The sequence below is a fragment of the Citrobacter sp. wls757 genome, assembly GCF_005280935.1.
Classification (GTDB): domain Bacteria; phylum Pseudomonadota; class Gammaproteobacteria; order Enterobacterales; family Enterobacteriaceae; genus Citrobacter; species Citrobacter portucalensis.
Map to the genome: position 1 here is coordinate 7,615 of NZ_SZWU01000034.1, position 10,345 is coordinate 17,959.

A 10,345-nucleotide genomic window follows, 5' to 3' on the forward strand; every position below is an offset into this window, starting at 1 on the left:
AGCCAGGCGTCACGGGTGACGACCAGCACCAGCCCGAGAATAGAGCAAGAAACCGTGATGGCAGCCGGCACCGCTTCAACATGGGCGTGCAGCATCAGGCCAAGCGCGACGCCAACGAATACCGCCGGAAAGATTCGTCCGCCGCGAAAACCACTCGCCGCTGCAACCACTAATGCCGTTAGTTTGATCACGGCGAGCATGAAATAATCTGATGTCCCCAGCGTTTGGCTAAACGCCATCTGCTGCATTTCGTCCAGTCCCTTAAACAAGGTAAGCGGCCCGCCGATAACACCCAAAATACCAAGGATAAAACCGCCTGCCCCGAGGATCAGCACCGGGTGTCTTAATCGATGCATTAAATGGTGCAAACGCGGCAGACACCAGACGGCAACCATCCCAGCGGCAATGGCGATGGCAGCAACAACCGCGCCGCTGAGGATATCGATCAAGTGCATCTGCGTGTAGTGCGCGATGGGCAGTGAAAAATGGGGGTGAAAAAACAGGCTGGTGGTTAGCGAACCCGCGGCGGCGGCCATTAACGGTGCAAACAGGCGATCCCACAAGGGCACATCGTTTGAGCTATTCAGCGTTTGCGAAAATATCAGCGCGGCGGCAACGGGGGTACCAAATAGCGCGCCGATGGTACCGGCAGAGGCGAGAATGGTCCAGTCCAGCTTTGCAATGCGCGGAAACATGCGGCTACCAAGTGCCACTGCCAGAGCGATATTTACGGTCATGATGGGGTGTTCCGGACCCAGACTGACGCCACCCGCGAGGCCGAGGATTAGTGCTGCCAGCAGGCCCGGTATTGCTGACGTTGGCACCGGCATACCAATTAACGGTTCACAGGCCGGATCCGGGCCTGCGTGGCCATGGCTGTAACGGATTACTAACCCGACCATGATCCCCGTGAGTGTCAGCATACCGATAATCCAGACCGGAGAGTCCTGGGCTATACCGATGCTAACAGGCAGACGTTCCCACAAAAACTGCTGTAAAACGGAAGCCACTTTCATCACAACGATCAACACCAGGCTGGACGCTATGCCAATGATTAGCGCTGGGGTTGATAGCAAGAGCATCGTTCTGGCTCGCGGATGGAGCATTTTCTATTCCTTAAAACAGAGTCATAGACATAGTTTGCACAGCCTGTCTGACGACATCGCTGCAAATGGTGCTGAAACGATAAAGTAATTGTGTGATCTGGATCGATTTTCCACGGGCATCAGCCTTCAGACCGTTGTTGTTATGTCCCCATGAATTTACAGTGTGGCAAAGATTTATTCTGACTTTAGCGGAGCAGTGGAAGAATGACAAAATATGCTTTAGTAGGGGATGTTGGCGGCACCAACGCGCGTCTTGCTCTGTGCGATATTGCCAGCGGCGAGATTTCGCAGGCAAAAACCTATTCCGGGTTGGATTATCCAAGTCTGGAGGCGGTGGTGCGCGTGTACCTGGATGAGCATAGCGTTAGCGTTGAAGATGGTTGTATTGCCATTGCCTGTCCGATAACCGGCGACTGGGTGGCAATGACCAACCATACCTGGGCGTTCTCTATTGCTGAGATGAAAAAAAATCTGGGCTTCAGCCATCTGGAAATCATCAATGATTTCACCGCTGTGTCGATGGCGATCCCGATGCTGAAAAAAGAGCATTTAATCCAGTTTGGTGGCGCGGAACCTGTTGAAGGTAAACCTATTGCGGTTTATGGCGCAGGAACCGGACTCGGCGTGGCGCATCTGGTCCACGTGGATAAACGCTGGGTAAGCCTCCCTGGTGAAGGCGGCCACGTGGATTTTGCGCCTAACAGCGAGGAAGAGGGAATTATCCTTGAGGTTCTGCGCGCGGAAATAGGTCACGTGTCCGCAGAACGCGTGCTGTCTGGTCCGGGACTGGTGAATCTGTATCGCGCGATCGTCAAATCTGACGGACGCCTGCCGGAAAATCTGCAGCCGAAGGATATCACCGCACGGGCGCTGGAAGATTCCTGCATTGACTGTCGTCGTGCGCTGTCGCTGTTCTGCGTCATCATGGGACGTTTTGGTGGCGATCTGGCGTTAACGCTGGGCACATTTGGCGGTGTGTACATCGCCGGCGGTATTGTGCCGCGCTTCCTCGACTTCTTTAAAGCGTCGGGTTTCCGCGGTGGTTTTGAAGATAAAGGCCGTTTTAAAGCCTACGTGCAGGATATTCCGGTGTATCTGATCGTGCACGATAATCCTGGACTACTTGGCGCTGGTGCGCATTTACGTCAGACGCTGGGCCATATTTTGTAAGGTCAGGGCCGGATGGCGCTCAGCGCTTCTCCGGCCTTGTCGTCCTGGCTGTTCATATTTTCTAAAATTATCTTGATCATCTGTTGTTCAAATAAATCGGCATGCAGGTATCTTGTGTTTTTATATTTTTTATCGGTATCCAGATAGGGTTGATGCAAACAAAATTCTGGTGGCGTGCATGAGATCAGGGTGTTAATAAGGTCAATTGGTTTAGGGTATTCTATAAATAGCGGGCCATGGCGATAGTTATGTTTATTTTGCCATTCCGCCAGATCGTCCATAAAACACTCTGCGGTTGGTTTCGGCATCGCGCTGGCTTTATCTTTGCCCAACACAATATAAGCCAGGTTGTATAACCCGTGCGCGTATGGCCAGAACATTTTATGGAGCTTAGTGAGCCCAGGTTCTCTCAATGCAGACACGCTTTTACAATATAAATCGAGTTGTGTGCCTGCTTCTGTCACATCCTCATCCAGGAGCGCCATCAGATAGCTGAGGATGAACATATCGCTTGCTGTTTGCTTCGTGGTCAGTACCTTTTGCGCTCTTTTTCTGGCATCCACTGCAAAGTCTGCGCGTTTGTACCACAACGCCATCATTAAATTCGTCATGGCCAGGTTAACAGGGTGACCGTTATCACTCATGCCCAATTTTTCAGGCAATAAGAGCGGTACTCGGTCAAATAAACCCGCGGCAAGAATCTCCAGTGTCGTCCATACATTAATACTGTGATCGCAGCCTGAGTCCACACCCTGCGTCACATGTTTAATCATCGCAGACTGTCGCAGGGATAAGTGCAGAGATTCCATATCATTTGACTGTATCGCGGTTTTATATCCTAATAAATCCGGGCTGCGCTTCATGCGCAGCATAAAAAGCCATGAACTCAGCTGTTGTTGCAGTGAATAATCCAGATGGCATTGTTCATGAATATCCAGGCACTCAGCTAAATAATCGTCCGTACTTATCCATATCAGGGCGTTTTTTTCCGCTTCTTTTGCGTATTCGCGTAGATATGTACGTTGATATTTTTCGCTCAGCTTCGCCATGACATCACCTGTAAAAAATAGAGTGACGACCAATATACTACAAACTTAGTTCCGCTATCCCGTTCGTCGCGGAAACAACTGAAAGCGTGCGCTGTACTCTCCATTCGTCACGCTTTTTCAGCACTATAAATGCATTAATTGTCTGAATTCTTTCACTTTGCTCCGACTAACCGGGATTTCAAATTCCAGATCCTTTAAACGCAGAATATAAGTGTTGTTAAACCAGGGTTCGATCTCGCGGATTTTATTCAGATTTACGCAGAACGAGCGGTGGCAGCGGAAGAAATGCGAAGCCGGCAGTTTGCTGCAAAATTCGCTGATGTTCATCGGCATGACGTATGATTCTCGTCGCGTATAGACGAACGTCATCTTTTCATGCGCTTCAGCGTAATAGATGTCGTTGATTGGGGTCACGATGATCCGCTCATCTTTGATCAGGTTGATCGTATCGTTTTCGCGGGCCACCGGACTTACAGGGGACGTTCCCGTTTGCTGTTGCTGCCAGGCGGCTTCCAGCTTTTGCAGCATACTGACAATGCGTGATTCCTGGTACGGCTTCAGAATGTAGTCAAAAGCTTCCAGTTCGAAGGCTTCAACGGCATGCTCTTTCCACGCGGTAATAAACACAATAAAGGGTTTATGTGCGAACTGGCTGATATTTTGTGCCAGCAATACGCCGTCCAGCGAGGGAATATTAATATCCAGAAAAATGGCGTCAACGCGGTTGTGCTGGAGATATTTCAGCACGTCCAGACCATCGTCAAACGTGCCGACAATCTCCATCTGGCTGTGCTCTTTTATCAGCCAGCTCAGTTCCTGTTGGGCCAGGAATTCATCTTCAACAATGATGACTTTCACGACTTCACTCCAGGTTAAAGCAATAATGTAGTTGGCGCGGCTGCGGGCGAGTGCACATTAGGTACATAAAAGGCAATCTCTGTGCCTGGCTCCAGACGGCGGATATGTAATCCCTCACCGTAGAGCAGCTTAACGCGATGGTGCACATTCAACAGACCAATTTTATTGCCCGGCATTTCATTGGACTCGACCCGTTCAATCACTTTTGGGTCGATACCATGACCCGTGTCTCGTACGGCAATCCGTACCCGGTTGCCGCACTCCGCAACGCTGATAGTGACCACACCTTTCCCTTTGCAGGGCTGGATCCCATGGACGATAGCGTTCTCGACCAACGGCTGAATCAGCAGGCTGGGAATAAAACAGCTTACCTCTTCATCGATATCATAAATAACGGTCAGCTTGTCGCCAAAGCGGGCCTGTTCGATGGTGATGTAATCCTTGATTTGATACAGCTCTTTCTTGATGTCGATCTGCTCATCGTCTTTTAATTCAATATTATAGCGAAGATAGCGCGACAAATTAAAAATGAGCTGACGTGCGGTGTCCGGGTTAAGGCGTACCGACGATGAAATCGCGTTCAGGGCATTAAACAGAAAATGGGGATTTATTTTGCTTTGCAGCGCGCGTAGCTCTGCCTTATTTGCCATTTCTCGTAGTTGCTCTGCGCGGGAGACTTCAAGCTGGGTGGAGATGATTTGCGACAGACCGATCGCCATTTCCTGTAACGAGGAAGTGATTTGATGAGCGTGACAGTAGTAGATCTTCAGCGTGCCGGTTACGACGCCTTTCTCCCAAAGCGGGATCACCAGCATAGAGTGGATTTCCGGGGTGCGATGCGCTTCATCATTGTTTTTTATGATGATTTTACCGTGATTTATGGCTTCTTGCGTGGTGGGGCTGACGAAGTCATCGTTATCGCGGTAGTTGATCTCTCCGACGCCAACATAGGCCAGAACGTGCTGAGTATTGGTGATGGCAACCGCGTCAGCGTGGATATCGTGGCGAATAATTTCGCACACCTGACGTAACGACTCGCTGTTGACCTGGCGAAAGAGCGGCAGCGTTTTGTTGGCGATATCCAGCGCCAGCTTGGCCTGTTTTGCAGCGCTGGCTTCTTTCTCACCTTCAACGCTTTGTACCAGCATCACGATAAAACCAATACAGACGCTGCCTAGGATCATTGGAATACCGATTTTTGAGACAATATCCAGCCCCAGTTCGGTGGTGGGTGCCCAGGCGACGACCAGTATCATGGTCAGTGATTCGCACAGCATTCCGCCTAAAATACCCGCGCGCCAGTGCTGCGCTTTGGGGATCTTACGGTTGATCCACCCGGCAATGCAGCCAGCCAGAATGCTGGTAATAAAGCAGGGTAGGGCAGTTACGCCGCCAATATCGATCAGGTAACGGTGGGTGCCTGCGATCAGCCCCGTAATAATGCCAACCCATGGACCGAACAGGATCCCTCCTGACATGACCGCGATAATACGCACATTGACCAGAGAACCTTCTACCGGTACGCCTGACCAGGTACTGAACAGGGCAAACATGGAGAAAATCGCGGTAACGGCGAGCAGCTCTTTTGGGGAGTGGGCTGACTTGTGCAACAGTTCGCGAAACAGGCGGATACGAATCAGGAAAAACAGACAGAACAGCATCAGTGCTGCCCGGTCAAATACCGCCAGCAGCATATTGAATATTTCGTGCACGGGTGACTCTTGCGCAAGGGTTAAACCACTATGATAGGTAACCTGAGGCAGGATGACCAGCACCCCCGCAGTTCAGAGCTAATGGGGAAAAACCATAATATTAAAAGGGGATTGTTGCATGATTGTTGTATTTACAATACCTGTCCTGTGAGTGCTGCGTTCAAGGTAATGTATTTAACAACAAAATGTTAAATGATGGTAATTTTTGGCGGGTTGTGAAAATGGTTATTTCCTCATTTTACTCAGCTGTTCCTCTTTTTCGTCAGGAAAAAATATTTTGTTTTGCCTCTCGACAGAAGGAAATTATTCAGGCTATTTTCTAAACGTGCCACCATCGTGGCAGCGTCGCTCGGACGGTCCGGGCGCTAACGTTAATCTGAGGATATTATGGCTGACTCCCGCCCTGAACGTCGCTTTACGCGTATTGATCGCCTTCCCCCGTACGTTTTTAACATCACCGCTGAACTGAAGATGGCTGCGCGTCGGCGCGGCGAAGATATTATCGATTTCAGTATGGGGAACCCGGATGGGGCCACGCCTCCTCACATTGTCGAAAAACTGTGTACCGTGGCGCAGCGCCCGGATACTCACGGTTATTCCACCTCACGCGGCATTCCGCGTTTGCGTCGGGCGATTTCCCGCTGGTACCAGGAACGCTATGACGTTGAGATCGATCCTGAATCCGAAGCCATTGTGACCATCGGTTCCAAAGAGGGGCTGGCGCACCTGATGCTGGCAACACTCGATCACGGTGATACGGTCCTCGTGCCCAACCCAAGTTATCCCATCCATATCTATGGCGCGGTGATTGCCGGCGCGCAGGTGCGTTCAGTGCCGCTGGTTGAGGGGGTCGACTTCTTTAATGAGCTGGAACGCGCAATACGCGAAAGTTACCCGAAGCCGAAGATGATGATCTTAGGTTTCCCATCCAACCCGACCGCGCAGTGCGTCGAGCTGGAATTCTTTGAGAAAGTGGTGGCCCTGGCTAAACGCTATGACGTGCTGGTGGTTCACGACCTGGCCTACGCTGATATTGTTTATGACGGCTGGAAGGCACCATCGATTATGCAGGTACCCGGCGCTCGCGACGTCGCTGTTGAATTTTTCACCCTGTCGAAAAGCTACAACATGGCGGGATGGCGTATCGGGTTTATGGTGGGCAACAAAACGCTGGTGAACGCGCTGGCGCGAATCAAGAGCTATCACGATTACGGGACCTTTACGCCACTGCAGGTTGCGGCAATTGCCGCGCTGGAAGGCGATCAGCAATGTGTGCGGGATATCGCTGAGCAATATAAACGTCGTCGCGATGTGCTGGTCAAAGGACTGCATGAAGCAGGCTGGATGGTCGAGATGCCAAAGGCCTCAATGTACGTTTGGGCGAAAATTCCAGAGCAATACGCCGGGATGGGGTCACTTGAGTTTGCCAAGAAGCTGCTGAACGAAGCGAAGGTATGCGTTTCGCCAGGGATTGGGTTTGGTGATTATGGTGATACGCATGTGCGATTTGCGTTGATTGAAAACCGTGACCGTACCCGCCAGGCTATTCGCGGCATCAAGGCGATGTTTCGCGCAGATGGCCTGTTACCGACCAGTGCAAAATCGACTTCTGAAAGTACCGACTGACAGAATGTTCCCCCAAAATGCAAAACAGGAGCCTGATGGCTCCTGTTTTTTTGCTGCGTCTTTTAATTTAGATCATCAGGGCGAAAGTACCGGCCCAAACGATGACCATAAAAGAAATGCCCATAAAGAAATATTTCACTTTTCATCTCTCCGCGTACCTGAGGTACGTCTAAATGAACATATGCTTACCTGACAGAGAGCTGATGCACTCGCGAACGAAAGGGAGAATACCCCTCATTTGCTTGGCTGCATCACCTCAGAATTCTGAGCTTTAATGCTCCAGACGGCGCTAATGTACGCCTAAAAATGAGGAGAGACAAGAGGCATTTTTTTATTTAATTTTAATAACTTACAACTGTCGTGATTCGGCGACAGTTTAATTTCTGCCGGTAATAAATTGCTATTGAGCGACGGAATGGTTACTCGGAGAATTCTCATATCGCCATGATGTTAATGCGGTTAATTTTTCGCGGAATGAGATAATGAAAAGGTTAAAAATGACCAGATTAATGATGTTAGCACTCGTTTTTACGCCACTGACGTCGATGGCGGCCTCACCGTTGGCGTTTAATTTCAGCTGCGCAAGTATTGGTGGTGTGAATAGTGATGGCAAAGGCAATGTTTGGATTGATGGCTCGAAGGCGACGGTGAAGGCCTTCAATGAAAATTACTGGGAAGCCAAAAGCGGGAACAATACGGTTTCTATTTCTCGTAAAGATGACGGAAATCCGGACGTTTCCTGGAGTGGGCCGAATCGAAAGCACGGGGTATGCCTGCCTGAAGATAATATTGACTTTTCTGGGGCCAAAAAATCGACCAGCACTGGACCCTCTTTTTCCTGCGCTGCGGTTGCAAAGGGCAGTATCGAAGAGATTATCTGCCAGAGTCCTTCGCTCTCAGAAATGGATTTAGCGTTAAACGGGGCCTACAAGCAGGCGCTGGTTAAATCGAGCAATAACCCGACGCTGAAAGCAGAGCAGCGCGGTTGGGTGAAAGGGCGTAACGAGTGCTGGAAGGAACAGGATAAATCAGCCTGCATCGCCCGCAACTACAACGAGCGAATGGCTGAACTGCACAGCAAATGGGGCGTTAAGTAATTCAACCGTAGAAAAAAAGAAAGGCCTTACGGCCTTTCTTTTTAGATATACAACGAAGCTTCACCCATCGGGCGAGTTTTGAAGCGACGGTGGATCCAGAGATACTGCTCGGGTGCACGCATGATCTCTTTTTCGATAATTTTGTTCATATACGCCGCAGCCTGGCTTTCATCTGCCGGGTAACCTTCCATTTCTGGGGTGATGAACAGGCGGTAACCGGTGTTATCTGCTTTTCTCACCATGGTTACGGTCAGCATTGCTGCGCCCGATAATCGTGACAGCACGTAGGTACCGTTGGTGGTCGCCACGTCTTTGACTGCGAAGAAGGGGGCGAATGAACTCCCTTTACGACCATAGTCCTGATCGGGGGCAAACCACACTGCCTCGCCTTTTTTCAGGGCGCCGACAATACCACGCAGATTATTTCTGCCGATCATCGCCTTGTTGGAGCGCATACGACCGCGGGTTTGGATCCACTCCATCAACTTATTATTGTGCGGACGATAGGTTGCCATCATTGGCTGGCAAAGCCCCATTACGCGACCACCCAACTCGAGCGACATAAAGTGTACGCCAACGACCATCACGCCACGATTTTGCATCTGAGCGCGCTTCAGGTTGTCCAGCCCTTCTACATCAAACCATTTGCGCACCCGACGGTCCGGCCAGAACCAGGCCATACCTGTTTCAAGCAGCCCCATGCCGAGCGAACGGAAATTCTCATCGACCAGTTTGTCTCTTTCTTCCTGTGACAGATTTGGGAAACAGAGTTCGAGATTTTTACGTGCAATAGATTCACGGCGTTTTAAAAATGGACGAGCCAGCGTTCCTGTACGGGTACCAAGAAAACACAATACGGGATAGGGAAGCTGTACCAGTAACCAGAGCACACCAACACCAAACCATGTGAGCCAGTAGCGCGGATGCAAAAACGCGCGTGAAAATTTACATTGGGGGAACATAAGCACCTGTTGTTGATACGAAATAGATGTATCGCGAAGATTCTTTGCCTGTCGCTTTACACTCTGCACTGATCGTTAGGCCGCCATGAACGACATTGGTTCCTGTAAAGAGTGTAAAACTGAGTCAGGACAAAACCACGAGGGGGCATGAATGATCGGACGCACAATGTACACCCGAAAATTAATGTCAGCCAGAAATAATTACTCAAGATTCGTAAATGTTTTTAGGGCGATTAAGGGCAAAATTTCGCCTATATATAATTCGTTGTTTTTATGATGATTAAATAAACGACGGAGAAACAGTGTAATAGTAAGCGGTCGAATAATTTTTGTGAATAAAATGTTGCTCAAATTGCATGCAGATAGGAATTGTCTTAGAATATAAAGTTAAGGGAGTGTAAGGACTTACGTTAAGTTTACGGCAGACAGGAGGTATCGCTATGCTCTATTTCTGGACCTTTCTCATACTGAGCATTCTGTGCGTCAGTTGCTATATCTGGCAGGTTATAGGCGCTGCGGCGTCAATTAGCGCTTTTCTCGGCATGGCCATCCTTACGGCATTAATTTACGTTTTTACTATGCGGCTGACCAATGGTAACGAAATGGTAACTGGATTATTCCTGTTTCTTGCTCCGACATGTGGTTTGATCATTCGCTTTATGGTCGCGGATGGTAAGCAATAATTTGCAATCTTACGTTTAGCAATAAATTATCACTTTGAGTTATTTATTATTTATCTGAGTTTATCGAAGTGCCAGCATCGCT

10 protein-coding genes are annotated in these 10,345 nt (G+C 49.6%); 4 read left to right on the forward strand and 6 right to left on the reverse strand.

Translation table 11 applies throughout. The features are described from left to right. Positions 1 to 1,106, reverse strand: a 1,106-nt coding sequence (locus FDW94_RS08500; RefSeq protein WP_249358358.1) for an ion channel protein, incomplete at its 3' end; no start/stop codon positions are given. A gap of 204 nt (positions 1,107 to 1,310) precedes the next feature. Between FDW94_RS08500 and glk the strand changes: the two genes are divergently transcribed. Further along, entirely contained in the window at positions 1,311 to 2,276 is a 966-nt protein-coding gene (glk, locus tag FDW94_RS08505) for a glucokinase (protein ID WP_003028256.1), read from the forward strand. Between the two features lie 2 nt (positions 2,277 to 2,278). On the opposite strand, the gene FDW94_RS08510 is transcribed toward glk, so the two are convergent. The 3 genes from FDW94_RS08510 to FDW94_RS08520 form a co-directional block, all read right to left on the reverse strand. After that, positions 2,279 to 3,325, reverse strand: a complete 1,047-nt coding sequence (locus tag FDW94_RS08510; protein WP_137377447.1) for a hypothetical protein — start codon at positions 3,323 to 3,325, stop codon at positions 2,279 to 2,281. 123 nt (positions 3,326 to 3,448) lie between these two features. Continuing rightward, positions 3,449 to 4,183, reverse strand: coding sequence for a LytTR family DNA-binding domain-containing protein (locus FDW94_RS08515; protein WP_003834866.1), 735 nt, complete (start codon positions 4,181 to 4,183; stop codon positions 3,449 to 3,451). Positions 4,184 to 4,197: 14 nt separating this feature from the next. After that, positions 4,198 to 5,895: a sensor histidine kinase gene (locus FDW94_RS08520; RefSeq protein WP_008785387.1), complete on the reverse strand. Its 1,698-nt coding sequence runs from the start codon at positions 5,893 to 5,895 to the stop codon at positions 4,198 to 4,200. A 387-nt stretch (positions 5,896 to 6,282) separates the two neighbouring features. Between FDW94_RS08520 and alaC the strand changes: the two genes are divergently transcribed. After that, positions 6,283 to 7,521: an alanine transaminase gene (gene alaC, locus FDW94_RS08525; RefSeq protein ID WP_008785386.1), complete on the forward strand. Its 1,239-nt coding sequence runs from the start codon at positions 6,283 to 6,285 to the stop codon at positions 7,519 to 7,521. 67 nt (positions 7,522 to 7,588) lie between these two features. Here the strand turns inward: alaC and ypdK are convergent, their stop codons facing one another. Next, positions 7,589 to 7,660 carry a membrane protein YpdK gene (gene ypdK, locus FDW94_RS08530; protein WP_010723117.1) on the reverse strand — a complete coding sequence of 24 codons (72 nt, stop codon included), beginning with the start codon at positions 7,658 to 7,660 and terminating at the stop codon, positions 7,589 to 7,591. A gap of 343 nt (positions 7,661 to 8,003) precedes the next feature. On the opposite strand from ypdK, the gene FDW94_RS08535 reads away from it, so the two are divergent. Beyond that, positions 8,004 to 8,618, forward strand: a complete 615-nt coding sequence (locus tag FDW94_RS08535) for a lysozyme inhibitor LprI family protein (protein WP_032944115.1) — start codon at positions 8,004 to 8,006, stop codon at positions 8,616 to 8,618. A gap of 41 nt (positions 8,619 to 8,659) precedes the next feature. Here FDW94_RS08535 and lpxP read toward each other — a convergent pair whose 3' ends face one another. Further along, positions 8,660 to 9,580, reverse strand: coding sequence for a kdo(2)-lipid IV(A) palmitoleoyltransferase (lpxP, locus tag FDW94_RS08540; protein ID WP_020996694.1), 921 nt, complete (start codon positions 9,578 to 9,580; stop codon positions 8,660 to 8,662). A 440-nt stretch (positions 9,581 to 10,020) separates the two neighbouring features. Between lpxP and FDW94_RS08545 the strand changes: the two genes are divergently transcribed. Next, positions 10,021 to 10,263, forward strand: coding sequence for a DUF2545 family protein (locus tag FDW94_RS08545; protein WP_008785383.1), 243 nt, complete (start codon positions 10,021 to 10,023; stop codon positions 10,261 to 10,263). The last annotated feature ends 82 nt before the right edge of the window (positions 10,264 to 10,345 follow it).